This window comes from Citricoccus sp. (genome assembly GCF_035445025.1).
GTDB lineage: Bacteria > Actinomycetota > Actinomycetes > Actinomycetales > Micrococcaceae > Citricoccus.
In genome coordinates, this window is the sequence record NZ_DAOMPX010000004.1 from 41266 (window position 1) to 66367 (window position 25102).

The following is a 25102-nucleotide window of genomic DNA, read 5'->3' on the forward strand; positions in this document are numbered from 1 at the left end:
CCATGGCTGATCCGGCCAGCTACCGGCCGAGGCCCGGTGAGGTTCCCACCTCCCCGGGGGTGTACCGTTTCCGCGACCCGGACGGCCGGGTCGTCTACGTGGGCAAGGCCAAGAACCTGCGCTCCCGCCTGGCGTCCTACTTCCAGGACCCCGCCGGGCTGCATCCGAAGACCCGCGCCATGGTGTTCACCGCCTCCTCGGTCGAGTGGACGGTCGTCGGCTCGGAGCTGGAGGCCCTGCAGCTCGAGTACACCTGGATCAAGCAGTACACCCCGCGGTTCAACATCATGTACCGGGACGACAAGTCCTATCCGTACCTGGCCGTGACCATGAACGAGAAGTACCCCCGCGTCCAGGTCATGCGCGGGGACCGGCGCAAGGGCGTGAAGTACTTCGGGCCGTTCCACCCCGCCAAGGCGATCCGCGAGACCGTGGACCTGATGCTGCGGGTGTTCCCCGTGCGCACCTGCTCCGCCGGCGTCTTCCGGCGCGCGGAGCTCTCCGGCCGGCCCTGCCTGATGGGCTACATCGACAAGTGCGCCGCGCCCTGCGTGGGCCGCGTCAGTGCCGAGGACCACCGCCAGCTCGCCCAGGACTTCTGCGACTTCATGGCCGGGGACGCCCACCGGTACATCCGCCGGCTCGAGGAGCAGATGAAGGAGGCCGTGGCCGAGCTGCGCTACGAGGACGCCGCCCGGCGTCGGGACGACATCGCCGCGCTGAAGCGGGTCTTCGAGCGCAACGCCGTGGTGCTGTCCGAGTCCACCGAGGCGGACATCTTCGCCTTCGCCGAGGACGAGCTGGAGGCGGCCGTCCAGGTCTTCCACGTGCGCGAGGGCCGGATCCGCGGCCAGCGTGGCTGGGTGGTCGAGAAGGTGGAGGACGTCTCCGGGCCGAAGATGGTCGAGCAGCTGCTCGAGCAGGTCTACGGGTCCCTCGAGGACTCCAGCCGCATCCCGCGTGAGGTGCTGGTCCCCGAGCTGCCGGAGGACGCGGAACAGGTCGCCACGCTGCTGACCGGACTGCGCGGTGCCCAGGTCAGCCTGCGGGTGCCCCGGCGGGGGGACAAGCGCGCCCTGATGGAGACGGTGCAGGAGAACGCCCTGATGGCGCTGCGACTGCACAAGACCCGCCGCTCCGGGGACCTGACCACCCGCTCGGCCGCGCTGCGCGAACTGCAGGAGGCCCTGGAGCTGGACGAACCGCTGCTGCGGATCGAGTGCTACGACATCTCGCACGTGTCCGGCACGAACGTCGTCGGGTCCATGGTGGTCGTCGAGGACGGGCTGCCCAAGAAGTCCGACTACCGCAAGTTCGCCGTCACCGGGGAGGCGGCCCGGGACGACACCGCCGCCATGCACAACGTCCTGACCCGCCGCTTCCGGCACTACCTGGAGGACCAGGAACGCAACGGGTCCTTCACCACCGGTGAGATCCCCGACGCCGGCCCCGACGGACCGGAGGGCGCCGCCCCGGCCGAGGCGGGCGCCCGGCGGTTCGCCTACCCGCCCTCCCTCGTGGTGGTCGACGGCGGCCCCGCCCAGGTGGCCTCCGCCGCACAGGCCCTCGCGGACCTCGGGATCACCGACCTGCCGGTGGTCGGACTGGCCAAGCGCCTCGAGGAGCTGTGGCTGCCGGGGGAGGAATTCCCGGTCGTGTTGCCCCGGGCCTCGCAGGGGCTCTACATGCTGCAGCGGCTGCGCGACGAGTCCCACCGCTTCGCCATCACCTTCCACCGGCAGAAGCGTGCCAAGTCGATGGTCTCCTCAGTCCTGGACGGGATCCCCGGGCTCGGCCCCACCAAGCAGAAGGCGCTGCTCAAGCACTTCGGCTCGGTGAAGCGGATCCGGGCGGCCGGACTGGACGAGCTCCGTCAGGCCCCGGGCATCGGTGCCGCCCTGGCCGCCGCCGTCCACGCCTCCCTGCATCCGGGCCAGGCGGCCGACGGGGCCCCGGGACAGGCGGGGGAGCAGGCCGTGGACCAGGTGGCGGACCAGTACGGGATCAACCTGACCACCGGGGAGATCCTGGACTGACACTGGGTAGGCTGGACGCATGAGCGACGGCCTGATCCCGGTGAAACCGGCCACTTCCGAGGTACTCATCGTCACCGGCATGTCCGGGGCAGGACGCACCACCGCCGCACACGCCCTCGAGGACCACGGCTGGTACGTGGTGGAGAACATCCCCCCGCAGCTGTTCGGCACCCTGACGGACCTCGTGGGCCGCTCGCCCGAGGCCATCCCGCGGATGGCGCTCGTGGTCGACGTCCGGTCCAAGGACCTGTTCACGGACATCCAGGAGGCCCTCGAGCAATTGCGCGCCCAGGGCGTCGACTACCGCGTGCTGTTCCTGGACGCCGCGGACGACCTGCTCGTCCGCCGGTTCGAGTCCGCCCGCCGGCCCCACCCCCTCCAGGGCTCCGGCCGGATCCCGGACGGCATCGCCGCCGAGCGACTGCTGCTGAAGGACCTCAAGGAGCAGGCCGAGATCGTGGTGGACACCACCTCCATGAACGTCCATTCCCTGGCCACCACCATCACGGAGCTGTTCACCGAGTCCGGGCCGATCGTGCTGCGCCTGAACGTGATGAGCTTCGGCTTCAAGTACGGGCTGCCCCAGGACGCCAACTTCGTGGCCGACGTCCGGTTCCTGCCCAACCCGCACTGGGTGCCGGAACTGCGCCCCTTCACCGGCAAGGACGCGGCCGTCTCGGACTTCGTCCTGGGCCAGAACGGGGCGGCGGAGTTCGTGGACCGCTACGTCCAGGCGCTGCTGCCGGTCCTGGAGGGGTACCGCCGGGAGAACAAGCACTACGGCACCTTCGCCGTCGGCTGCACCGGCGGCAAGCACCGTTCCGTCGCCGTCGCCGAGGAGCTGGCCCGCCGGCTCCGCCAGCAGCCACGGGTCACCGTGAACGTGCAGCACCGGGACCTGGGGCGGGAATGAGCACGCACTTCACCGGCCAGTTGCCCCTGGTCCCGGTCTCCCAGTCGATCGCCGGGGGCACGTACGACCCCACCCTGCGCGTCACCGCGCTGGGTGGCGGGCACGGGCTCTCCGCGACGCTGCGGGCCCTGCGCCTGATCGCCGGGGAGATCACGGCCGTGGTCACGGTGGCGGACGACGGCGGGTCCTCCGGGCGCATCCGGCAGGAGATGGACGTGCTGCCCCCCGGTGACCTGAGGATGGCGCTCGCCGCGTTGTGCGACGACACCGACTGGGGCCGGACCTGGCGTGACGTCATGCAGCACCGCTTCCACTCCAAGGAGGGCGTGGACGGCACCCTGGACAACCACGCCCTGGGCAACCTGCTGATCGTGGCCCTGTGGGAGCTCCTCGGCGACCCGGTGAGCGGGCTCCGCTGGGCCGGGGCGCTGCTGGGCGCGCGCGGCCAGGTCCTGCCGATGTCCACCATCCCCCTGACGATCTCCGGTTCGGTCCTCGCCGAGGGCCGCAATGGCGAGCTCATCCGGCGCACCGTCTCCGGCCAGGCCTCGCTCGCCGCCGCCGGCCGGAACACCCGGGTCTCGCAGATCCAGCTCCAGCCGGACGACGCCCCGGCCTGCCGGGAGTCCCTGGAGGCCATCGAGCTCTCCGACTGGGTGGTCCTCGGCCCGGGGTCCTGGTACACCTCGGTCCTGCCGCACCTGCTGCTGCCGGAGCTGCGGGAGGCCCTCGAGGGGACCACCGCCCGCCGGGCCTTGGTGATGAACCTCGCCGTGGACACCGCCGAGACCTCCGGCATGAGCGCCGCCGACCACCTCGAGGCGGTGCACCATCACGCGCCGGACCTGCGGATCGACGTCGTGCTGGCCGATCCCGACGCGGTCCAGGACCGGGCCGGCTTCGAGAAGGCCGCCTCCCGTCTCGGTGCGGCCGTGCAGTTTAGTAAGGTAGGGGCCGGTTCCGGGACGCCGGTGCACGATCCGTTGCGCCTGGCCCTGGCCTTCCAGGAGGCCTTCGCGAGATCCTGACCCCCTGCGCGTACCCACCCGGCCGGTGCCGGGCCACCACGAGTTCAAGTGAAAGATGTGAGGCGACCCATGGCCCTGACTGCTGCGGTGAAAGAGGAGCTGACCCACCACGCGGTCAGGAGTTCCTCTGAGCGCAAGGCCGAGGTGTCGGCGATCCTGCGCTTCGCCGGCGGGCTGCACATCATCTCGGGGCGCATCGTCATCGAGGCCGAGCTGGACAACGCGGCGGCGGCCCGGCGCCTGCGGACCGCGATCGCCGAGGTCTACGGGCACGGCAGCGAGATCATCGTGGTCTCCGGCGGCAACCTGCGCAAGGGCAACCGCTACGTGATCCGGGTGGTGCGCGACGGCGAGTCCCTGGCCCGGCAGACCGGTCTGCTGGACGTGCGGGGTCGCCCCGTGCGCGGTCTGCCGCCGGCCATCGTCAACGGCTCCGTCGCCGATTCCGAGGCCGTGTGGCGCGGGGCCTTCCTCGCCCACGGGTCGCTGACCGAACCGGGCCGGTCCTCCGCCCTGGAGGTCACCTGCCCCGGTCCCGAGGCGGCCCTGGCCCTGGTCGGTGCGGCCCGGCGCCTGGGCATCACCGCCAAGGCCCGGGAGGTGCGCGGCGTGGACCGCGTGGTCATCCGCGACGGGGACGCCATCTCGGCGCTGCTGACCCGGATGGGTGCCCATGACACCGTGCTGGTGTGGGAGGAACGCCGTACCCGCAAGGAGGTCCGGGCCACCGCGAACCGACTGGCCAACTTCGACGACGCCAACCTGCGCCGCTCGGCCCAGGCGGCCGTCGCCGCCGGCGCCCGGGTGGAGCGCGCACTGGAGATCCTCGGCGAGGAGGTCCCGGACCACCTGAAGTACGCCGGACAGCTCCGGGTCCAGCACAAGCAGGCCTCGCTGGACGAACTGGGCCGGCTGGCCGATCCGCCCATGACGAAGGACGCGATCGCCGGGCGCATCCGGCGCCTGCTGGCCATGGCGGACAAGCGCGCCGCGGAGGAGGGCCTGCCCAGCACCGACGCCGCCCTGCACGCCGAGGCGCCGTCCGCCGCGGACGGGGACTAGGCTCCGGCCCCGCTCCCGGAACGCACACGCTCCCGGGGCCGGGTGGCGGCGTACCAGCCGCTGAACAGGAGCACGATCAGGACCACGTCCACGGCGTCCCCGCCGTAGTACATCAGCTGGGCGCCGGCCTCGCCGTCCGTCCGGTCCACCCTGTCCGGCGGCTGCGCGTAGAGCCACTTGGCCAGGACCGAGTGGGCGGCGATGAAGGCGACCAGCACCGCCGAGCGCAGGACCATCGAGGCCCGGTGCGGATCCGGGTCCGGACCCACGAGCGCGGCGGTGAGCAGACAGCCGGCCAGCAGCACGTGGGCGTGCACCAGCGCGTGCACCAGGGGTGAGGCGTGCATCAGGGGGTACAGCGCCGTCGTGTACAGGACCCACAGCCCGCCGGCAGAGAGCACCGCCGCGACCACCGGGTGGGTGATGACCCGCACGAACCGTCGACGCAACAGGCGCGCCAGGGACCGTGCCGCGCGCACGGGCAGCGCCCGCAGGGCCAGGGTCACCGGGGCGGCCAGCACCAGCAGCAGGGGAGCGATCATGCCCAGCAGCAGGTGTGCGCTCATGTGGGCGGTGAAGCCCTCGCGGGCGGCCCGGGCGAGGGGCCCGAGCAGCGCCGCCCCCACGCACCCCAGCCCCGCGTACCAGCACAGGGCCCGCCGGACCGGCCACGGGGAGCGGCCCCGGGACGCCCACAGGCCCAGCGCATAGCCCAGCGCGGCCACCGTCAGCAGCAGCACGACGGCGACGTCGGCCAGGAACCAACCCAGGGCGTCGGCACCTCCGGAACCGCCGGGGGCGGGTCTCCCTCCGTGCCCGTGGTCCATGCGGGCCGCGATCATCCGGCGGCCGGTGCCGGCCGCGTCCACCACAGGATGGCGGACCCGAGGAGCAGGAGCAGCGCGGCCGAGCCGATCCAGGCCAGGTCATACGGCAGCAGGTCCACGTGGTAGCGGATCTGGTGGATCCCGAGCACCTTGTGGTTGATGACCCCGTCGAAGAGCTGGAAGGCCCCGACCCCGGCGATCACGGCCCCCATCCACCGGCGCCAGGGCACGTCGCCGCGCCGGCGCACGTCCGCGAGCAGGAACAGCCCCCAGACCGTGATGAACCACCCGAGGGCGTGGAAGACCCCGTCGGCGGCCAGGGCCACCTCCGGGGTGGAGAGGTCGTAGAAGTGATGCCACTGCAGGCCCAGGTGGAAGACGAACAGGTCGATCATCGACGCCGCGATGCCACAACCGAAGAGGAACCCCGAGGCGACCGCGCGCCGGCCCCCGCGGGCCCCGGACCGCTGCTCCACACCGGGGCCGGCCTCACCACCGGCACCGGTCGTTGCGCTCGACATCGGTCCACCCCCTGGATCGGCATGCTGAGGACCCCTCATTGTCATCATCCCCGCGGCGTCCCTGGCAACGACGCGGGCGCGGCGGGATGCCCCGGGGTTGCCCTCGGCGTGCCGGTGACCGGGCGGGACACCGGCCGGACATTGTGGCTGACAGCGGAATCATTGACCAGACGGGCCCCGCCCATGCATAGGATGAGACAGATGGCTCCTTCTCGGGGCCACGAACCGCGGGGCCTGTCGCACAGGTCCCGGCCACACGTCCACCAAGGAGGAATAATGGCTGAATTCACCCTGCCGGAGCTGGATTACGACTACGCCGCTCTCGAGCCGCACATCTCGGCGAAGATCATGGAGCTGCACCACTCCAAGCACCACGCCACCTACGTCAAGGGCGCCAACACCGCCCTGGAGAAGCTCGCCGCGGCCCGCGAGGCCGGTGACTTCGGCTCCGTGAACCAGTTCTCCAAGGACCTGGCCTTCAACCTCGGTGGCCACACCAACCACTCCATCTTCTGGAAGAACCTCTCCCCGAACGGTGGCGACAGGCCCGAGGGCGAGCTCGCCGCCGCGATCGACGAGTTCTTCGGCTCGTTCGACAAGTTCCAGGCCCACTTCACCGCCGCCGCGCTGGGCATCCAGGGCTCCGGCTGGGCCGTGCTGGCCTACGAGCCGATCGGCGGCAACCTGGTCATCGAGCAGTTCTACGACCAGCAGAACGGCGTGCCGGTCGCCACCATCCCGCTGTTCCAGCTGGACATGTGGGAGCACGCCTTCTACCTGGACTACCAGAACGTCAAGGCCGACTACGTCAAGGCCGTCTGGAACATCGTCAACTGGGCGGACGTCGCCGCCCGCTTCGAGGCCGCCCGCACCGGCGCCCCGAAGCTGATCACCCCCTGATCCGATGAAGTGCCCGGGGCCGGCCGGCCTGTCACAGCCCGGCCGGCCCCGCCCATGCCGTCTCCCCGCAGTCCCTCGTCGTCCACCCTCCCAGCACGACTGAAAGGCATGACCGTGACCAAGATCGCCATCAATGGATTCGGCCGCATCGGCCGGAGCATCCTCCGTGTCCTCGAGCAGGACGGCCATGACCTGGAGCTCGTGGCCGTCAACGACCTCACCGGTGCCGAGGACCTGCTGTACCTGACGAAGTACGACTCCGTCATGGGCCGGTACGGTCACGACATCGACCTCGTGGACGGCAACCTCGTGGCGAACGGCCGGACCATCCGGGTCTTCTCCGAGAAGGACCCGGCCGACCTGCCCTGGGGCGAGCTCGGCGTGGACATCGTCATCGAGTGCACCGGGCACTTCACGAAGGGTGAGCAGGCCCGCAAGCACCTCGAGGCCGGGGCGAGGAAGGTCGTCCTGTCGGCCCCCGGCAAGGGCATCGACGGCACGTTCGTGATGGGCATCAACGACGGGGACTACGACCCCGGGACCATGGACATCGTCTCCAGCGCCTCCTGCACCACCAACTGCCTGGCCCCGATGGTCCAGGTGCTGCACGAGTCCTTCGGGATCATCGACGGCATCATGACCACGGTCCACGCCTACACCGGCGACCAGAACCTGCACGACGCCCCCCACGCCAAGGACCGACGGCGCGCCCGGGCCGCCGCCCAGAACATCGTCCCCACGTCCACCGGCGCGGCCAAGGCCATCGGCGAGGTGATCCCCGAGCTGAAGGGCAAGCTGGACGGCTTCGCCCTGCGCGTGCCGGTCATCACCGGATCGGCCACGGACCTGACCGTCGAGCTGGAACGGGAGGCCTCCGTGGACGAGGTCAACGCCGCCTTCCGGGCCGCCGCCGAGTCCGGTCCGCTCTCAGGCGGACGCCTGGTCTACTCCGAGGACCCGATCACCTCGACCGACATCATCGGCGCCCCGGCGGCCTGCACCTTCGACGCGCCGCTGACCAAGTCGATCGGCAAGACGGTGAAGATCCTCGGCTGGTATGACAATGAGTGGGGTTACACCTCCCAGCTCGTGGACCTGACCTCCCTGGTCGCGTCCAGGCTCTGACCACGCCATCGCACCGCATCGAGCCGCAATTCCTTCAGAGAGGCACTTTCGCATGACCGCCAAGACCCTTGACGACCTGCTGCAGGAGGGCGTCGCCGGACGTCACGTCCTGGTCCGCTCGGACCTGAACGTCCCGCTGGACGACGGGACGGTGACCGACGACGGCCGCATCCGCGCCTCGCTGCCGGTCATCACCGCGCTGGCCGACGCCGGCGCCCGGGTGATCGTCATGGCCCACCTGGGCCGTCCCCAGGGCCAGGCGGACCCGAAGTACTCCCTGCGGCCGGCCGCCGACCGGATGGCGGAGCTGTCCGGTCGCGACGTGCGCCTGGCCGACGACGTCACCGGGGACTCGGCCCGTGAGCAGGCGGCCGCGATGTCCGACGGGGACATCCTGCTGCTCGAGAACGTCCGCTTCGACCCGCGGGAGACCTCCAAGGCCGACGCCGACCGCGAGACACTGGCGGCCGAGATGGCGGCCCTCACGGGGGAGCACGGCGCCTACGTGGACGATGCCTTCGGCGCCGTGCACCGCCGGCACGCCTCGGTCTACGACATCGCCGGGCGGCTGCCGTCCTACCAGGGCGCCCTGGTGGCCCGGGAACTGGACGTGCTGTCCCGCCTCACGGGAGACCCCGACCGCCCGTACGTGGTGGTGCTCGGGGGGTCCAAGGTCTCGGACAAGCTCGCCGTGATCGACAACCTCATGGAGCGTGCCGACACCCTGCTGATCGGCGGCGGCATGCTCTTCACCTTCCTCAAGGCGCAGGGCCACGAGGTGGGCGCCTCGCTGCTCGAGGAGGACCAGGTCCCGGTCGTCACCGAGTACCTCCGGCGCGCCCAGGACGGCGGCTGCCGGATCGTGCTCCCCACGGACATCGTGATGGCCTCCGGCTTCGCCGCGGACGCCGACCACGAGGTGCTGCCGGTGAACCGCCTCACCGCGGGCGCACACGGGGAGAAGGCCATCGGCCTGGACATCGGACCCGAGACCCGGGCCGCGTTCGGTGAGGAGATCCGCGGCGCGCACACCGTGTTCTGGAACGGGCCCATGGGCGTGTTCGAGTTCGAGGCCTTCGCCCACGGCACCCGCACGGTGGCCGAGGCACTCACGGAGTCCCAGGGGCTCACGGTCGTCGGCGGCGGGGACTCCGCGGCCGCGGTGCGGACCCTGGGCTTCGAGGACTCCCAGTTCGGCCACATCTCCACCGGGGGCGGCGCCTCCCTCGAGTACCTCGAGGGCAAGACCCTGCCGGGCGTGTCTGCCCTGGAGACCGCCCCGGCGGCCGGCCAGGCAGGTGCCGGGGCATGACCTCCCAGACCAACGGCGTCTATGACCGCACCCCGCTGATCGCGGGGAACTGGAAGATGAACCTGGACCACCTCCAGGCCGTCACCCTCGTCCAGAAGCTGTCCTGGACCCTGGCCGACGCCGACCACGACTTCGAGCGGGTCGAGGTGGCGGTCTTCCCGCCGTTCACCGACCTGCGCAGCGTGCAGACCCTGGTCGCCGGGGACCGGTTGCCGCTGGCCTACGGGGCCCAGGACCTCTCCGCCGAGGACTCCGGTGCGTTCACCGGGGAGATCTCGGGTCAGTTCCTGGACCGTCTCGGCTGCCGTTACGTGCTCGTGGGGCACTCCGAGCGGCGCACCCTGCACGGCGAGGACGACGCGCTGCTGAACCGGAAGCTGCAGGCGGCCCTGCGCCACGGGCTGACCCCGGTGTTCTGCGTCGGCGAGGGCCTGGAGGTCCGCCGGGCCGGCGGGCACGTGGAGCACACCCTGGCCCAGGTGCGGAACGGCCTGTCCGGACTGTCCGCCGAGGCCGTCTCCGGGCTCGTGGTCGCCTACGAGCCGGTGTGGGCCATCGGCACCGGTGAGGTGGCCGGGCCGGCGGACGCCCAGGAGATGTGCGCCGCCCTGCGCGCCGAGCTGGCCGGCCTCTACGACGACGCCACCGCCCGGGGCGTCCGCCTGCTCTACGGCGGCTCGGTGAAGTCCGGGAACGTGGCGGCGATCCTGCGGGAGCGCGACGTGGACGGCGTCCTGGTGGGCGGCGCCAGCCTGGACGAGTCCGAGTTTGCTAGCATTGTCAGGTTCGAGCACCACCTGCTGACCGACTGACCGGCGCACCCCCAATGGAAAGAGTGACGTGGACGTCCTGACCCTCATCCTGCAGATCACCCTGGCGCTCATCAGCGTCCTGCTGGTGCTGCTGATCCTGCTGCACAAGGGCCGTGGCGGTGGCATGTCGGACATGTTCGGCGGGGGCGTGACCTCATCCCTGGGCGCCTCCGGCGTCGCCGAGAAGAACCTGAACCGCCTCACGGTGACGCTCGGCATCACCTGGGGTGCGATCGTCGTGGCCCTGGGCCTGATCATGCGGTTCTCCCAGGACTTCTGAGCCCTTCGGGCACCCGGGACCGCCGGCGAGAGCCGCCGGCGCTGCCCCGCCCGTGCCTCAGCGGGCGGCCGCACCGTCCAGCCACCAGGTGGTGGACATCGCACCCGAGACCACCGATGCCGGCCAGCGGGCCGCGTCGGTGGTCTTGGCGTTCCTGGCCCCACGCACGGCCGTGACGGCCTCCTGCTTGTCCAGACCCGCGACCACGAACCACAGCCGCCGGGCGGTGTTCAGGGCCTCGAGGGTCAGCGAGACGCGCAGCGGCGGCGGCTTGGGGGAGTCCTCCACCCCGATCACCGTCGCGTCCCGGGCCTGCGGGCCCGGCAGGCCGGGGAACAGGCTGGCCACGTGGGCGTCGGGGCCCACACCCAGCATCACCACGTCGAACACGGGCAGCCGCGGGTCCGGACCGGGGTCGGCCTGGGCGTGCCGGGCCAGCTCGGCGGCGTAGCGTGCGGCGGCGGCGTCCGGGCCGGAGCCGTCGGCGGCCGGCACGGGGTGCACGTTGCCGGCCGGCATCCCGTGGCCGTCCACGAGCGTGTCCACCAGCGCCGCCGCGGCCTGGACCTCATTGCGGTCAGGGTCGCCGGCGGCCAGGTGGCGTTCGTCGCCCCACCACAGGTGCACGCGCGACCAGTCCAGCGCCGGTTCCTCCCCGAGCAGGCGGGCCAGGGCGGCGAGGATGCCGGTACCGGTCCCGCCTCCCGTGAGGACCGCCGAGGCGCTGCCCCGGCCGCTGACGGCCTCGGCGAGGACACGGAGCAGTTCCCGGGCGGCGGCCCGGCACAGGGCGTCCCGGTCCCCGTAGACGCGGACGCAGTCCCCGCTGGGATCGGTGGTGATGGTCACGTGGTCATCGTTCACTGGGAAGTACCGCCTTCAGGTCGGTCAGGGGCAGCCCGTGGACCACCACGTCGCCGAACACCTCGTCGGGGTCCAGCCGCCGCAGCTCCTCGGCGAGGCACTCCTGGTCGCTGCGCTTGGGCAGGGAGATGCGCTGGACCGGCCGGCCCTGTTGGTAGAGGGAGGCGACGTCGCCCACGGGGCGGGAGAGCACGATGTCACCGTCGTCCCTGCGGAGCCGGACGGAGCGCATGCCGTGGCCGGCCTTGGAGTGGGCCATCGTCACGGGGACGTTCAGGCGGCGCGTGAGCCAGGCCGCCAGCAGCATGGTGGAGGGGGAGTCCTCGGCCCCGTCCACGGTGACGGAGCGGATCTCCGCCGGATCCAGCCCGTCGAGGATGGCCGCCAGCTGGATGCGCCAGCCCGTCAGCCGGGTCCAGGCGAGGTCGGTGTCCCCGGCCCGGTAGGTCGTCCGCAGGTGCATCAACGCCTCCCGGGCGGAAGCCGCCGTGGCCGTGTCCGTGATCCGGCGGTGCGCGATGCGGCCCAGCGGGGACTCGGCCGGGACCTCCGGTGGCCGGTGCGGCCACCAGACGACGATCGGGGCGTCCGGCAGCAGCAGGGCGCCGATGAGCGACTCCGACTCCACCGCGTTGGATCCGGAACCGCGCAGCACCACGACGTCCGAGGCGCCCGCGTCCCCGCCGACCCGGATCTGGGCGTCCAGGGCGGTCTCCGCCTCGGGGTCGCCGACGGCGATCACGATGATCCGGCAGGGGTGCTCCCGGCTGGCCAGGTTGGCCGCCCGGATCGAGGACTCCACGTGATCGTCGGAGGTGGCGATGATGAGGGTGAGGACGCGTCCCAGGGTGACCACGCCGCCGGCCTGGCGCAGCCGGTTCATCTCCTTGGCCACCCGGGAGGTGGTGGTGTCCTTGACGTCGATGATCATCAGGGCCTCCTCCAGACACGGCCGTCGCGGGCCATCAGCTCATCGGCCGTGACGGGACCCCAGCTGCCCGGGGCGTAGGGCTCGGGCTGTCCGGGCAGCGAGGCCCAGTACTGCTCGAACGGGTCCAGGATGGCCCAGGAGAGCTCCACCTCGGCCTGGCGCGGGAACAGCGGCGGCTCGCCGAGCAGCACGTCCAGGATGAGCCGCTCGTAGGCCTCCGGGCTGTCCTCGGTGAACGCGTGACCGTAGCCGAAGTCCATGGTCACGTCCCGGACCTCCTGCTGGGTGCCGGGCACCTTCGAGGCGAAGCGGATGGTCACGCCCTCGTCCGGCTGGACCCGCACCACGATGGTGTTCTGGCCGAACTCGTCCTCCCGGTGGCCCGGGAAGAGCAGGTTGGGGGCGCGCTTGAACACGACCGCGATCTCCGTGACGCGTCGGCCCAGGCGCTTGCCGGCGCGCAGGTAGAACGGCACCCCGTCCCAGCGCCGGGTCCGGATGCCCAGCCGCAGCGCCGCGTAGGTCTCCGTGGTGGACGCCGGGTTGAAGCCCTCCTCGTCGAGGAAGCCGGTGACCTTCTCCCCGCCCTGCCAGCCGCCGGTGTACTGGCCCCGGGCCGAGGCGGCCCCGAGGTCCGCGGGGACCTCGACGGCGGCCAGCACCTTCTCCTTCTCGGCGCGCAGGTGGTCCGCGTCGAAGGAGATCGGCTCCTCCATCGCGGTCAGGGCGAGCAACTGCAGCAGGTGGTTCTGGATGACGTCCCGCGCCGCTCCGACGCCGTCGTAGTACCCGGCCCGTCCCCCGATGCCGATGTCCTCGGCCATGGTGATCTGGACGTGGTCGACGTGATTGGCATTCCACAGCGGCTCGAACAGCCGGTTCGCGAAGCGCAGCGCGAGGATGTTCTGGACGGTCTCCTTGCCCAGGTAGTGGTCGATCCGGAACACCGCGTCCGGCACGAACACCTGCTCGATGACGTCGTTGAGCTCCCGCGCGCTGGCCAGGTCGTGGCCGAAGGGCTTCTCGATCACCACGCGGCGCCACGGCCGGCCCGTGGACCCGGTGCGCGCCGGGGAGGGCCGGGTGCCGGAGTCGTGGTGCCGTCCGGCCAGGCCGTGGTCGGCGAGCTGCTGGCAGACCTCCTCGAACCAGTCCGGGGGGATGGACAGGTAGAACGCGGTGTTCCCTCCGGTCCCCCGGGAGGACTCCAGGACGGCCAGGGTGTCGCTGAGCCGCTCGTAGGCCGCGGAGTCGTCGAAGGCGCCCGAGATGAACCGGAAGCCGCCGCGCAGCTGGTCCCAGACGGCGTCGTTCCACTCGGTCCGGGCCGAGGCCTGCACGGAGGCGCGCACGTAGTCGGTGAAGGCCGCGTCGTCCCAGTCGCGCCGCCCGTACCCGACCAGGGAGAACCCCGGGGGCAGCAGTCCGCGGTTGGCCAGGTCGTAGATGGCCGGCAGCAGCTTCTTGCGGGCCAGGTCGCCGGTGACGCCGAACAGCACCAGCGCGGAGGGTCCGGCGATCCGGGTCAGTCGCCGGTCACGGGGGTCCCGGAGCGGGTTCCTCGTCCCGCGGTCCTGGGCCGTCTCAGGCACCGCGGAAACCGTTGAGCAGCTGGGCGATGCCCTGACCGCGGTCGGTCAGGTGCACCCGGACCACCGTCAGGCCGTGCTCGCGCAGCACGGTGGCGTCACCGTCCGCCTGCGCGGTGATCAGCTGGCCGAAGGTGAAGGGCCGGCCGGGGATGGCCAGGTCGACGTCGGAGTCCGCCGTGATCTGCAGGAACACGCCCCCGGCCGGTCCGCCCTTGTGGTACTGGCCGGTGGAGTGCAGGAAGCGCGGGCCCCAGCCGAAGGTGACCGGCCGGCCGGACTCCCGGGCCAGGACGGCGCGCAGGGTCTCCAGCTCGGGGTAGCCCAGGCGGTCCAGGTAGGCCTGCACGGCCAGGTAGCCCCCCTCGGGCACCAGGCGGGCGACGGCGCCGAGCACCGAGGCCACGTCCGGGGCTCCCACGACGTCGGCCGGGCCGGTGAGCTCGACGGCACCGATCACGGCGTCGGGCGTGCCCGGCGCGGGCGTGGCGTCCAGCAGGCCGCGGGCGGCGGTCTTGGCGGCCTCGACGTCGGGCTGGTCGAAGGGGTTGATGCCCAGGATCCGGCCGGCGGCCGCCGTCGCGAACATCCACAGGAGCAACTGGGAGCCCAGGGAGCCGAACACCTCCACGGCGTCCTCGGAGCGGGTGGCCGGGTCGGTGCCGACCCGTTCCTCGCGATCGTCCGGGTCGGCGACGAGCCGGACCTGGAGCAGGTCACCGGCGTCCCCGGTGGTCTCGGGATCCCCGGCGTCCACGACGACCGGGAGCAGGCCCGTACCGTCCTTGCCGGTGGACTCGGCGATGAGCTGCTCGGCCCAGTCCGCGAAGCCGACCAGGCCGGACCCCTCGTCCGAGAACACCAGCTTGTCCCGCAGGGGATCCGTGCCGGCCATCGCCGCACCGAGCTGCAGGCCCGGGTTGTCCGGCTCGTCCGTGACGAGCACCTCGAGGGTCTCCTCGGCCTCGTCCAGCAACCGCGCGATGTCCACCCCGGCCAGGCCGGTCGGCACCAGCCCGAAGGCCGTCAGGGCGGAGTAGCGTCCGCCGACGGTCGGGTCCGCCGTGAAGACCCGGCGGTACCCGGCCTCCCGGGCGGACTGCTCGAGCGGGGACCCCGGGTCCGTGACGACGACCACGTGGGCCCTCGGGTCCACGCCGGCGTCGGCGAAGGCCTGCTCGAAGACCCGGCGCTGGGAGTCGGTCTCCACCGTGGACCCCGACTTGGAGGAGACCACCAGGACCGTGTCCTTCACGCCGGCGGCCAGCACGTTGCCCACCATCTCCGGATCGGTGGAGTCCAGGGTCGTCAGCGGCGCGCCCACGGTGGCCGCGATGACCTCCGGGGCCAGGGAGGACCCGCCCATCCCGGCCAGGACCACGCGGGTGATGCCCTCCGCGGCGAGTTCCTCGCGGAGCTGCTCGACCTGGGGCACCAGCGCGCGGGAGTCCTCGAACAGCGTCATCCAGCCCAGTCGCCTCGAGGCCTCGTCCTCGGCGGCCGGACCCCACAGGGTGGCGTCGCGCTCGGACAGGCGGCTGGCGAAGCGGTCCTGCACCAGGGCGGGCACGTGGCGGTCGATGGCCTCGAGTGCGGCGCCGGTGGCCTGCAGTCCGAGCGAGCTCATGGGGGATTCTCCTTGGTGTCGTTGCCTGGTGGGAGGGGCGGTGCCCGGCTAGCGCGCCGCGGCGTCCTGGGCCGAGGCCTCGCGGAGCGCCGTGCCCACGGTCTCGAGCAGTTCGTTCCAGCTGGTGACGAACTTCTCCAGGCCCTCCTCCTCCAGCACGGACACCACGTCGTTGTAGTCCACGCCGGCGTGGCCGATGGCGTCCAGCACGCGGTCCGAGTCCTCGCCGGAACCGGTCACCGTGTCGCCGGTGACCTCACCGTGGTCGGCGAGGGCCGCCAGGGTCTTCTCCGGCATGGTGTTCACGGTTCCGGGTGCCACCAGCCCGGTGACGTACAGGGTGTCCGGCAGCGCCGGGTCCTTGGTGCCGGTGGAGGCCCACAGGGGTCGCTGCGGCCGGGCGCCCGCCGCCTCCAGGACGCGCCAGCGCTCGGTGTCCAGGGTCTCCGTGAAGATCCGGTGGGCCAGCCGCGCGTTGGCCAGGCCGGCCTGGCCGGTGAGTTCCTCCACGCCCTCGGTGCCGGACTCGCGCAACCGCCGGTCGACCTCGGTGTCCACGCGGGAGACGAAGAAGCTGGCCACCGAGTGCAGGGTGGACAGGTCCCTGCCCGCCGCGTGGGCCTGCTCCAGCCCGAGCAGCCAGGCGTTGAGGACCTCCCGGTAGCGGGTGAGCGAGAAGATCAGGGTCACGTTGACGCTGATGCCCTCGGCGAGGGTGGCCGTGATCGCCGGCAGTCCCTCCTCGGTGGCGGGGATCTTCACCAGGACGTTGGGCCGGGCCACGGCGGCGGCCAACTCCTTGGCCTCGGCGACCGTGCTCTCCGCGTTCCGGGCGGACCGGGGGTCCACCTCGATGGAGACCCGCCCGTCCACCCCGTCGGTGACCGCGTGGACCGGGGCGAGGATGTCACAGGCCTGCTGGACGTCCCGCGTGGTCAGCTCGAAGACCGCGCGGTCCACGTCCGCCCCCTCGGCCGCCAGCTGGGCCAGCTGCTCGGCGTACGGTCCGCCGTTCTTCAGCGCGCTGGCGAAGATCGACGGGTTGGTGGTCACCCCGGTGACGTTCCGGGTGTCGATCAGCTCCTGCAGGTTGCCGGTGACGATCCGCTCCCGGGAGAGGTCGTCGAGCCAGATGGAGACGCCGGCATCGGCCAGTGCTCGCGTGTTCGGGTTCTGTTCGGTCATCGCGTGGGCTCCCGTGTCCTTCGGGTCGGTGTGCTCGGGTCGGTGTGCTGAGGGGGTCAGTCGGCCAGCAGGGTGCGTGCCGCGGCCGCCACGGCCCCGGCCGTGATCTCGAACTCGCGGTACAGCGTCTGGTAGTCGGCCGAGGCGCCGAAGTGCTCCAGGGAGACCTGGGCACCGCGGGCACCGGTGTACTTCGCCCAGCCCTGGGCGATTCCGGCCTCGACGGAGACGCGGACGGCCCCGTTGTCCGGCAGGACCTGGGCGCGGTAGGACTCGTCCTGGGCGTCGAACCACTCCAGGCAGGGTGCGGAGACCACGCGCGTGGGGATGCCCTCGGACTGCAGTGCCTGGCGGGCCTCCACGGCCAGCTGCACCTCGGAACCGGTGCCGAGGAGGATCACCTGGGGCTCCACGTCCTGGCCCGAGGCGTCGGTGGCCTCCAGCAGGACGTAGGCGCCCCGCGCGGTGCCCTCGGCGCCCGCGAAGCCCTGCTCACCGCGGGGGAACACGGGCAGGTTCTGGCGGGACAGCACGATCCCGGCCGGCCCGTCGGTGCGTTCCAGGATGGTCCGCCAGGCCCAGGACACCTCATTGGCATCGCCGGGCCGCACGACGGACAGGCCCGGGATGGCCCGAAGGCTGGCCAGCTGCTCCACGGGCTGGTGCGTGGGACCGTCCTCGCCGAGCCCGATCGAGTCGTGGGTCCACACGTAGATCGCGGGGGTGCCCATCAGGGCCCCGATGCGGATGGCGGGCCGCTGGTAGTCGGAGAAGATCAGGAACGTCCCCGAGTAGGCCCGCAGCAGCGAGCCCAGGGAGATGCCGTTGACGATCGCCCCGGCGGCGTGCTCCCGCACCCCGAAGTGCAGGGTCCGTCCGTAGGGCCCGCCCGACCACGTGCTGGTCTGGCGGGACGTGGGGATGAACGACTCGGCCCCGTCCATCGTGGTGTTGTTGGAACCGGCCAGGTCCGCCGACCCGCCCCAGAGCTCGGGCATGACCGGGCCCAGGGCGGAGAGCACCGTGCCGGAGGCCGCCCGGGTGGCCAGGCCCTTGGCCTGCCCGGAGAAGGTCGGGTCGAAGTCCGCCGTGAAGGTCGGGAAGGCCTCGACGAAGCCTGCGGGCAGCTCGCCGGCGGAGAGCCGGTCATACAGTGCGGCGCGTTCCGGGTGGGCCTCGCGCCAGGCGCGGTAGGACGCCTCCCAGTCGCTCCGGAAGGCCGCGGAGCGGTCCCGGACGCCGCGCGCATGGGCCAGGACGTCGTCCTCGACCGCGAAGGACTGCTCCGGATCGAAACCGAGCACCTCCTTGAGCGCCTTCAGCTCCTCGCCACCGAGCTTGGAACCGTGGATGGCACCGGTGTCCTGCTTGCCGGGCGAGGGCCAGCCGATGACCGTGCGCAGGTTGATCAGCGAGGGGCGGCCGGTCTCGGCCTTGGCCGCGGCGATCGCCTCGTACAGCGCCCGGGTGTCCTCCACGTAGTCACCCGTGGCCAGCCAGTCCACGGTCTGGACGTGCCAGCCATAGGCCTCGTACCGCGCGGAGACGTCCTCGCTGAACGCGACGTCGGTGTCGTCCTCGATGGAGATCTTGTTGTCGTCGTAGATCACCACGAGGTTGCCGAGCTCCTGGTGGCCGGCCAGCGAGGAGGCCTCCGAGGTGACGCCCTCCTGCATGTCACCGTCCGAGGCGATGACGAAGACGTGGTGGTCGAAGGGGCTCGTCCCGGCCGGGGCGTCCGGGTCGAGCAGCCCGCGCAGCCGGCGCTGGGCGTAGGCGAAGCCCACCGAGGAGGCCAGGCCCTGGCCCAGTGGGCCGGTGGTGATCTCCACGCCGTCGGTGTGGCCGTACTCGGGGTGCCCGGGCGTCCTGGACCCCCAGGTGCGCAGGGACTGCAGGTCCTCCAGCTCGAGCCCGGCGCCGGCGGCGAACAGCTGCAGGTACAGGGTGAGCGAGGTGTGCCCGGCCGAGAGGATGAACCGGTCACGGCCGGCCCAGGTGGCGTCCGCCGGGTCATGGTGCATGACGTTCTGGAACAGCTGCCAGGCCACCGGGGCGAGGGAGATCGCGGTGCCGGGGTGTCCGTTGCCGACCTTCTCCACGGCGTCGGCGGCCAGGACGCGGAGCGTGTCCACGGCCTTCCGGTCCAGGTCCGAGTAGGTGTACTCACGGGCGGGTGCCTGACGCTGCAGGGGGGACGTCCCCCGGGTCGCGGTTCCGGTGGGCTGTGCCGGGACTGAAGTCACGAAAGCTGCTCCTGACGGGATGATTCTGCGGCCGGTACCGACCTCGGGCCAGCTTATCCCGAATGAGCCCCTGGGAAACCGGTGGCGACGGGGTCGCGCCGCGGAGAACCGCCCCCGCCCGTGTCAGGTGGGTCACTGCGACCCACGGGAACGTCACCCGGGTCTGACGGCGTCGGCGCGACGGGTACACTGGAGGGGGTGTTCCCCGGGTCGGCCGTCCGATGTCAGGGCGGGCAATGGACCTCTTGCGTGAACACCGTCCCCGTCCTCCTGCACCGTGAGAAGTAGATGCCCAGCACCCTTGATGCCCAGTCCGCCGGGACGCAGACGTCGTCCGGCGTCCGTTCCGAGACCCGGAAGCTGGGGTTCGGCCGGAAGGCCGCCGCCTACGTGGCGCTGACCAAGCCGCGCGTCATGGAGCTGCTGCTGGTCACCACGCTGCCGACCATGATCTTCGCCCAGCGCGGTTTCCCGGATGTGCTGACCATGGTCGCCACGATGGTCGGCGGGGCGCTGGCCGCCGGTTCCTCCGCCGCGTTCAACTGCTACATCGACCGTGACATCGACAAGATCATGAAGCGGACCGAGAACCGTCCCCTCGTCACGGGCGAGCTCACCCCGCGCGAGGCGCTCGTCTTCTCCTGGGTGATCGGCGTGGTGTCGATCCTCATCCTGGCCCTGGGGACCAACCTGCTGGCCGCCGCCCTCGGGGTCGCCGCGATCTTCTTCTACGTGGTCGTCTACAGCCTCGTCCTCAAGCGGCGCACCGAGCAGAACATCGTCTGGGGCGGGATCGCGGGGTGCTTCCCGGTGCTCATCGCCTGGGCCGCGGTGCGCGGGACCATCGAGTGGCCCGCCATCGTGCTGTTCCTGATCATCTTCCTGTGGACCCCGCCGCACTACTGGCCGCTGTCCCTGAAGTACAAGAAGGACTACCAGGACGCGGAGGTCCCCATGCTCGGTGCCGTGGCCTCGGCCCGCGTGGTGTCCAGCCAGGTCGTGCTCTACGCCTGGGCCACGGTCGCCTGCTCCCTGCTGCTGGTCCCGCTGGGCTGGGCCGGCATCGTCTACACGGCGGTCGCCCTGGTCACCGGCGGCTGGTTCATCTACGAGTGCCACGTGCTCTACGGGCAGTCGCAGAAGCCGGACTACAACGACAAGAAGGCCATGAAGGTCTTCCACCTGTCCATCACGTACCTCACGCTGGTCTTCGTGGCCCTCGCGGTGGACCCCTTCGTGGGCGAACCGCTCATGACCGTTCCGGGCGCCCCGGCCTGACCCGCGGGCTGCCCCGCTCGGGAGTGGACGGCGGCCACCGGCGGTGGCGACGGCCGTCCTGGACGTTCAGAGGGGTCGCTCCAGGATGAAGTCCTGTTCGGTGCGGCGTCCCATCCGGAAGGTGCGGACGCCGGAGCGTGAGTACCCGCTCTTGGCGTAGAACCGCTGGGCCCGGGCGTTCTCCTGGTTGACGCCGAGCCAGATCCCGGCGGCGCCGCTCCGGCGGGCCGCCTGCAGGGCGGCCGTCATGAGCCGGGCGGAGACGCCCCGGCCGTGGTGGTCCGCGTGCACGTAGAACTTGTTCAGCTCCACCGTCGGCGCGTGCCGCAGGGCCGCGGGCTCGGAGAACGCCGGCTGCGAGCCGTGGACGAGCAGGCAGTACCCCACCGTTTCCCCGTCCTCGTGGCCGGCCCACAGCACGGTCCGGTCCACCGCCCGGATGTGGGCCGCGAAATGCCCCGCGGTCAGGTTCGCGGCGATGAAGGACCGGATGTCCTCCGGCGCTGAGCCCGGCGGGCAGGCCAGCGGGAAGGTCGACGCCGCCAGCTCCGACAGCGGGCCCGCGTGGACGACGTCCGAGGCCTCGGAGACCGCCGGCATGGCCGCAGGGATCACGCGGGCGGAGGACACGGGGCCCTAGGCCGTCGTCGCGTGCCGCCGGGCCGGTCGGGCGCGGTAGGCGGACACCTGGCGGTCCCAGGCGGTGGTCACGGCCCAGACCACCAGGCCGGTGCCCAGCATGTGCAGCAGGACCAGCCAGATCGGCAGGCCGGTGAAGTGCTGGGTGTAGCCGATGATCGCCTGGAAGGCGATCACGCCCACCAGGGACCAGGCGGAGATCCGCTGCAGCCGCGAGGACTGCTGGCGCAGCACCACCACGAGCAGCACGAGGGCGGCAGCGGTCATCAGGTACACGGGCAGGGCGTGCAGGCGGGTGACGACCAGCGGGTCGAAGTCGTGACGGGGCGCGTCCGCGTCACCACCGTGGGGTCCGGTGCCGGTGACCACGGTGCCCAGGTACAGCACCACCCAGCCGGTGACGAAGGCCGTCGTGGCCATGCCCCGCGACAGCGGGGAGGTCTCACCGTCCACGATCGCCGTCGGCGCCTGCTCGCCCTCGCCGCGGGCCAGGGCCTCGCGGTGGCGCCATTCCACGCCCACCCGGTTGACCAGCAGGCTGGCGACGCAGACCATCACCGAGGAGACCAGGAAGTGCATGGCCACGACCCAGGGGTTCAGTCCGGTCAGCACGGTGATCCCGCCGACGACGGCCTGGGCGGGGATGCACGCGAGCATGCCCACGGACATCCAGAAGATGCCCCGGTGTGAGCGGCGCAGGTTCCAGACCCAGAGCAGCACGGCCAGGGCCGCGATGCCGACCACGAAGGTCAGGGTGCGGTTGCCGAACTCGATGTAGCCGTGGATGCCCATCTCGGGGGTGTTGGTCAGGGACTCCGGGGTGCACTTGGGCCAGGTGGGGCACCCCAGTCCCGACTTGGTCAGCCGGACCGCGCCTCCCGTGACGATGATGCCGATCTCGGTGACCAGGGAGATGACGGTGAGCCAGTACGTCGTGCGGGTGATGTCCCGCGGCAGGCGCCACCGGCCCGGGGTGGCTCCGGCCGCCGTCGCGGTGGATCCGGGGGCGGGGGACTGGGTGGGGGTGCTCACGGGCGGGTCCTTCGGACGGGTCGGTCGGGCAGCCGGCGGCTGCGGTGGGGTTCGGGTCGGGGTCGGGTCAGCGCCACTTGAACCACCTCAGCGCCCCGGCGGTCGCCAGTGCCGCCCAGGCGATGAGCGTGAGGAGGGCACCGACGTCGAGGGCACCGGTGCCCAGGGCCGCGCGCAGTCCGTCGCCGAGCGCCGCCGAGGGCAGGACGACGCCCAGCCCGGCCAGCCACCCGCTCTCCGGCAGCGGGAAGACCACGCCGCCCACGGCGCCGAGCAGCACCCACATCAGGTTGGTCAGGGCCAGCGTGGCCTCCGGTCGGGCGGTGCCCGCGATGAACAGCCCGATGGCCGTGAAGGCCGCCGCGCCGGCCAGGAAGAACAGCAGTGCCGCCGGGATGCCCGCGGGGTCCGGACGCCAGCCCAGGGCCAGGCCGACACCGCCGATGACCACGACCTGGAGGACCAGGACGGACAGCACGGCCACGGCCTTGCCGAGGATCAGGCCGGCGGGGCCCAGCGGCGTGGTGGAGAGGTACGCGAGCACTCCGTAGCGCCGGTCGAACCCGGTGGCGATGCCCTGCCCCGTCAGGGCCGAGCTCAGGACGGCCAGGGCCAGGACGCCCGGCACGGCCACGTCCACGCCGTCGACGTCCGGCCGGTCCAGCAGGCCGGCCCAGACCACCCCGAACAGGGCCATCACCGGCAGGATCAGGGAGATCAGCAACTGCTCGCCGTTGCGCAGGGCGGTCACCGTCTCGTAGCGTCCCTGCGCCAGCACGCGCCGCGCCAGGGACCGCGCGTTCGAGGTCCCGGCGGGGGAGGTGTCGAGGCGGGTGTCGAGGCGGGTGTTCACGGGGCGACCTCCAGGAAGACGTCCTCCAGGGTGCGGTGGATGAGGCGGACGTCCGTGGGCATGAGCCCGGCGGCACTCCACCAGGCGCCCAGAGCCGCCCAGTGCGCCGGGTCGGAGACCCCGAGCACGTGGTAGGTGCAGCCTCCGGGGGCATCGGCGGTCTCGGAGGACAGGCCCACCTCGCTGACGGAGAGCCCCTCCGGTGCGGAGGCCAGGACGGCCTCCCCGACCGGCACGGACACGGTGAAGGACAGGGGCGCCGGGCCGGAGCGGGCGGTGAGCTCGGCGACGGTGCCGGCGCGCTCGACGACCCCCTCGCGCAGCAGCACCACGTGGTCGGCCAGCCGTTCGGCGTCGTCGAGCAGGTGCGTGGTGAGCACCACGGCCAGCCCCGCCTGCTTCAGCTCGGTGATCAGGTCGAACACCAGCTGGCGGGACACGGGGTCCAGGCCCGCGCTTGGCTCGTCGAGGAACACGACGCGCGGACGGCCGGCCAGGGCGGCCGCCAGCGCCACGCGCTGGCGCTGGCCCCCCGAGAGGCGGCGGATGTCACGGCCGGCGAACTCCCCGATGCCGAGCCGCTCGACCAGCGCGGCCATGTCGGCCGGCTCGCGGTACAGCGAGGCGACGTGCGCCAGCAGCCGGGCCGGCGTGGCGGACGGGGGCAGCCCGCCGTCCTGGAGCATCACCCCCACCCGGCTGCGCAGTGCGGAACCGGCGCGCCAGGGATCCTGGCCGAGCAGCTCGACCGTGCCGGCGTCGGGGCGGTCGAGTCCCTGGGCGATCGTCAGGGTGGTGGTCTTGCCGGCCCCGTTGGGCCCGAGCAGCGCGGTGACCTGGCCCGCGCGGGCCTGGAAGTCGACCCCGCGCAGGATCTCCACGTCCCCTCGACGGCGGTTCCGCACCGTCCGGCAGACGCCGTTGAGGGACACCAGGGCGGGCGCGGGAGCGCCGGCAGCGGAGGCGACGGGGCCACCGGCCTGACGGTCGGCGACCGCGACGTCGGCCCGGCGACCGGGCTCGCGAGGGGTGGGGGGCAGGGGGAACGGCACCCGTCCATGGTACCCGTGGGCCCCTCGACTTCTACGAAAGGTAGAGCGGGGTTAGGGCAAGCGAGGAAGGTCCCGGCCGAGCGCGGTGTGCGGGGCGTGCCGGGCCTCGCGCGCCGCGCCCGTGGACGCTCGCGGGGCAAGGCACGCCTTACTTTCGCCTGACCACGAATTAGGTAAAATGGCGGTTGTGTATTCCTCCAGTGACGTCGACGTGCCCGCAGGGGACACGGTCGAAGGACCCCGCGAGAGCACCCGGGACCGGGTGCTGCAGGCGGTCCTGTCCCACGGGCCGGTCAGCGCGGCCCGGGTCGGTGAGCTGCTGGGGCTCACGGCGGCCGCCGTCCGCCGGCACCTGGACGCCCTCTCCGAGGAGGGTGCGGTCGAGGTCAAGCTCGTCGCCGGCAACCGCGGCGCCGGACGCCCCTCGCGGCGCTACGTCATCAGCCACGAGGGCCAGAGCCGCCTGGGCAACGACTACCTCGAGCTGGCCAGCCGGGCCCTGGGGCACCTGGCCGAGGTGGCCGGGCCCGACGCCGTCCGGGCCGTCGCGCGGGAGCGCTTCGCCGCCGTCGAGGACCGCTACCGCGAGGCCATCGGCACCACCGCGTCCCTGAAGGACCGCGCCACCGCCCTGGCGCGGGTGCTGGACGCGGAGGGCTTCCACGCCAGCGTCCGCCTCGTCGGGCGGCCCGACTCCGCCACGAAGCACCCGACCCTCAAGGCGGCCCAGATCTGCCAGGGGCACTGCCCCCTCCAGGAGCTGGCCGCCGACTACCCGCAGTTCTGCGAGGAGGAGACGGAGCTGTTCGCCCGGCTGCTCGGGGTGGACGTCCGCCGGCTGGCGACGCTGCCCACCGGCGGCCACGTGTGCACCACCCACGTCCCCCTCGGCCGCGACGCCGAGCCGCCCGGCCGGCACGGGGCCGGCCCCCAGACCATCAGCGGCGCCGGCAGCCACACGGCTCCGGACACCGACTGACGTCCAGACCA

23 protein-coding genes are annotated in these 25102 nt (G+C 72.3%); 11 read left to right on the forward strand and 12 right to left on the reverse strand.

Features of this window, described 5'->3' with window-relative positions; all coding sequences use genetic code 11:
* Window positions 1–2 precede the first annotated feature (2 nt).
* From uvrC to whiA, 4 genes are all read left to right on the forward strand, one after another.
* Window positions 3–2036, forward strand: coding sequence for an excinuclease ABC subunit UvrC (gene uvrC / locus PLJ28_RS02585; RefSeq protein ID WP_183525766.1), 2034 nt, complete (start codon window positions 3–5; stop codon window positions 2034–2036).
* A 19-nt stretch (window positions 2037–2055) separates the two neighbouring features.
* Window positions 2056–2949: an RNase adapter RapZ gene (rapZ, locus tag PLJ28_RS02590; RefSeq protein WP_010142547.1), complete on the forward strand. Its 894-nt coding sequence runs from the start codon at window positions 2056–2058 to the stop codon at window positions 2947–2949.
* Entirely contained in the window at window positions 2946–3977 is a 1032-nt protein-coding gene (locus PLJ28_RS02595) for a gluconeogenesis factor YvcK family protein (protein ID WP_298043725.1), read from the forward strand. The genes rapZ and PLJ28_RS02595 overlap by 4 nt, the downstream gene beginning before the upstream one ends.
* Window positions 3978–4046: 69 nt before the next feature.
* Window positions 4047–5039 carry a DNA-binding protein WhiA gene (whiA, locus tag PLJ28_RS02600; RefSeq protein ID WP_183525772.1) on the forward strand — a complete coding sequence of 331 codons (993 nt, stop codon included), beginning with the start codon at window positions 4047–4049 and terminating at the stop codon, window positions 5037–5039.
* On the opposite strand, the gene PLJ28_RS02605 is transcribed toward whiA, so the two are convergent.
* Window positions 5036–5866 (reverse strand): cytochrome c oxidase assembly protein, encoded by an 831-nt coding sequence (locus tag PLJ28_RS02605; RefSeq protein WP_324589867.1) that lies wholly within the window; start codon window positions 5864–5866, stop codon window positions 5036–5038. The genes whiA and PLJ28_RS02605 overlap by 4 nt on opposite strands.
* A gap of 11 nt (window positions 5867–5877) precedes the next feature.
* The gene (locus tag PLJ28_RS02610; RefSeq protein ID WP_298043730.1) at window positions 5878–6387 is read right to left on the reverse strand and encodes a DUF2243 domain-containing protein; all 510 of its coding nucleotides are present in this window, start codon (window positions 6385–6387) and stop codon (window positions 5878–5880) included.
* A gap of 276 nt (window positions 6388–6663) precedes the next feature.
* Here PLJ28_RS02610 and PLJ28_RS02615 point away from each other — a divergent pair, with 276 nt between their 5' ends.
* The 5 genes from PLJ28_RS02615 to secG all read left to right on the forward strand — a co-directional run bounded on the left by PLJ28_RS02615 (window position 6664) and on the right by secG (window position 10816).
* Complete coding sequence (locus PLJ28_RS02615; RefSeq protein WP_183525778.1) at window positions 6664–7287, forward strand: superoxide dismutase; 624 nt, start codon at window positions 6664–6666, stop codon at window positions 7285–7287.
* A gap of 108 nt (window positions 7288–7395) precedes the next feature.
* Entirely contained in the window at window positions 7396–8412 is a 1017-nt protein-coding gene (gap, locus tag PLJ28_RS02620; RefSeq protein WP_183525780.1) for a type I glyceraldehyde-3-phosphate dehydrogenase, read from the forward strand.
* A 52-nt stretch (window positions 8413–8464) separates the two neighbouring features.
* The gene (locus PLJ28_RS02625) at window positions 8465–9724 is read left to right on the forward strand and encodes a phosphoglycerate kinase (RefSeq protein ID WP_298043735.1); all 1260 of its coding nucleotides are present in this window, start codon (window positions 8465–8467) and stop codon (window positions 9722–9724) included.
* Window positions 9721–10536, forward strand: a complete 816-nt coding sequence (gene tpiA / locus PLJ28_RS02630; protein ID WP_183525786.1) for a triose-phosphate isomerase — start codon at window positions 9721–9723, stop codon at window positions 10534–10536. Before PLJ28_RS02625 ends, tpiA begins: the two co-directional genes overlap by 4 nt.
* Window positions 10537–10564: 28 nt before the next feature.
* Window positions 10565–10816, forward strand: coding sequence for a preprotein translocase subunit SecG (gene secG, locus PLJ28_RS02635; protein ID WP_010142557.1), 252 nt, complete (start codon window positions 10565–10567; stop codon window positions 10814–10816).
* Between the two features lie 57 nt (window positions 10817–10873).
* On the opposite strand, the gene pgl is transcribed toward secG, so the two are convergent.
* Genes pgl through tkt form a run of 6 tightly spaced genes read right to left on the reverse strand, consistent with a single transcriptional unit; the run spans window position 10874 to window position 19258 of the window.
* Entirely contained in the window at window positions 10874–11665 is a 792-nt protein-coding gene (gene pgl, locus PLJ28_RS02640; RefSeq protein WP_298043740.1) for a 6-phosphogluconolactonase, read from the reverse strand.
* A 4-nt stretch (window positions 11666–11669) separates the two neighbouring features.
* Window positions 11670–12611: a glucose-6-phosphate dehydrogenase assembly protein OpcA gene (locus PLJ28_RS02645; protein ID WP_298043743.1), complete on the reverse strand. Its 942-nt coding sequence runs from the start codon at window positions 12609–12611 to the stop codon at window positions 11670–11672.
* Window positions 12611–14203 carry a glucose-6-phosphate dehydrogenase gene (gene zwf / locus PLJ28_RS02650; protein ID WP_298043745.1) on the reverse strand — a complete coding sequence of 531 codons (1593 nt, stop codon included), beginning with the start codon at window positions 14201–14203 and terminating at the stop codon, window positions 12611–12613. Before zwf ends, PLJ28_RS02645 begins: the two co-directional genes overlap by 1 nt.
* Window positions 14196–15827, reverse strand: coding sequence for a phosphoglucose isomerase-related protein (locus tag PLJ28_RS02655; protein WP_298043748.1), 1632 nt, complete (start codon window positions 15825–15827; stop codon window positions 14196–14198). The genes zwf and PLJ28_RS02655 overlap by 8 nt, the downstream gene beginning before the upstream one ends.
* 48 nt (window positions 15828–15875) lie before the next feature.
* Window positions 15876–17012, reverse strand: a complete 1137-nt coding sequence (gene tal, locus PLJ28_RS02660) for a transaldolase (RefSeq protein WP_298043750.1) — start codon at window positions 17010–17012, stop codon at window positions 15876–15878.
* Between the two features lie 56 nt (window positions 17013–17068).
* Entirely contained in the window at window positions 17069–19258 is a 2190-nt protein-coding gene (gene tkt / locus PLJ28_RS02665; RefSeq protein ID WP_502877076.1) for a transketolase, read from the reverse strand.
* Window positions 19259–19546: 288 nt separating this feature from the next.
* Here tkt and PLJ28_RS02670 point away from each other — a divergent pair, with 288 nt between their 5' ends.
* Entirely contained in the window at window positions 19547–20536 is a 990-nt protein-coding gene (locus PLJ28_RS02670) for a heme o synthase (RefSeq protein WP_010142565.1), read from the forward strand.
* A gap of 66 nt (window positions 20537–20602) precedes the next feature.
* On the opposite strand, the gene PLJ28_RS02675 is transcribed toward PLJ28_RS02670, so the two are convergent.
* The 4 genes from PLJ28_RS02675 to PLJ28_RS02690 form a co-directional block, all read right to left on the reverse strand.
* Window positions 20603–21166: a GNAT family N-acetyltransferase gene (locus PLJ28_RS02675; RefSeq protein WP_324589868.1), complete on the reverse strand. Its 564-nt coding sequence runs from the start codon at window positions 21164–21166 to the stop codon at window positions 20603–20605.
* A gap of 6 nt (window positions 21167–21172) precedes the next feature.
* Window positions 21173–22207 carry a COX15/CtaA family protein gene (locus PLJ28_RS02680; RefSeq protein ID WP_324589869.1) on the reverse strand — a complete coding sequence of 345 codons (1035 nt, stop codon included), beginning with the start codon at window positions 22205–22207 and terminating at the stop codon, window positions 21173–21175.
* A gap of 67 nt (window positions 22208–22274) precedes the next feature.
* The gene (locus PLJ28_RS02685) at window positions 22275–23060 is read right to left on the reverse strand and encodes an ABC transporter permease (protein ID WP_298045436.1); all 786 of its coding nucleotides are present in this window, start codon (window positions 23058–23060) and stop codon (window positions 22275–22277) included.
* Entirely contained in the window at window positions 23057–24112 is a 1056-nt protein-coding gene (locus PLJ28_RS02690; RefSeq protein WP_298045437.1) for an ABC transporter ATP-binding protein, read from the reverse strand. Before PLJ28_RS02690 ends, PLJ28_RS02685 begins: the two co-directional genes overlap by 4 nt.
* A 178-nt stretch (window positions 24113–24290) precedes the next feature.
* On the opposite strand from PLJ28_RS02690, the gene PLJ28_RS02695 reads away from it, so the two are divergent.
* Complete coding sequence (locus PLJ28_RS02695; RefSeq protein ID WP_221243354.1) at window positions 24291–25091, forward strand: helix-turn-helix transcriptional regulator; 801 nt, start codon at window positions 24291–24293, stop codon at window positions 25089–25091.
* Window positions 25092–25102: the final 11 nt, after the last annotated feature.